This is a genomic window from Gordonia sp. i37 (assembly GCF_002043085.1).
Lineage (GTDB): Bacteria > Actinomycetota > Actinomycetes > Mycobacteriales > Mycobacteriaceae > Gordonia > Gordonia polyisoprenivorans.
On the sequence record NZ_MVPX01000645.1, the window covers coordinates 1 to 660 of the forward strand.

General features: G+C 62.1%; 1 protein-coding gene. It reads right to left on the bottom strand.

Annotated elements, in window-relative coordinates; translation table 11 throughout:
- Positions 1-172 precede the first annotated feature (172 nt).
- The coding region (locus B1964_RS29160) for an HNH endonuclease signature motif containing protein (RefSeq protein ID WP_253194267.1) at positions 173-660 on the bottom strand (488 nt) is incomplete at its 5' end.

Sequence of the window (660 nt, forward strand, 5' to 3'; positions counted from 1 at the left end):
GCCGAGGAGCGCCAGCGACGAGCCTCGAGACCCCTTGTGCCGAAAGGAGTCCGGGCCACAGGCGGAACCACACCTCGACCATCGGGAGGGGATTTCACTATGGAGTTCTCAAACAACAGATGCGGTCCCGGCGATGCCGGGTGCAAGGAATCAGGTAGTGGGGCAGGGTAGGTCAGGCTGCGGCGTCGTCGAGTCGCATGGTTCTACGGTGATACGACGGCACGGGTCGGCGTTTCGGATCCACGCTGGCGGGTGGAATCAACCAGGGGCGTCGGTCGAAGCCCATGATGATGTCCCAGCCGTGGTGGTGCACATCGTCATGACAGCTGGTGCAGAGTAGGCATCCGTTGTCGAGGTCGGTGGGACCACCCTTACTCCAGTGCCGCACGTGGTGTCCTTGGCAGCGTCCGGTGTGTGCTCCGCATTTGATGCACCCACGATCGCGGACGAGTAGTGCTTTGCGTTGTCCTGGGGTGAACAGCCGTTCTTTGAGTCCGACATCGAGGGGCACGCCGTCGGTGTTGAGGATGATCTTGGTGATCGTGGTATCGCACGACAACATCCGCGCGGTGCCTTCGGTGATGGCGCCCATGTGGTGCTGGCGTGTCCCCCGTAGATCGGTCCGGCTTGTTTTAGAGTCCTGATTGCCCTGGTGAGGGC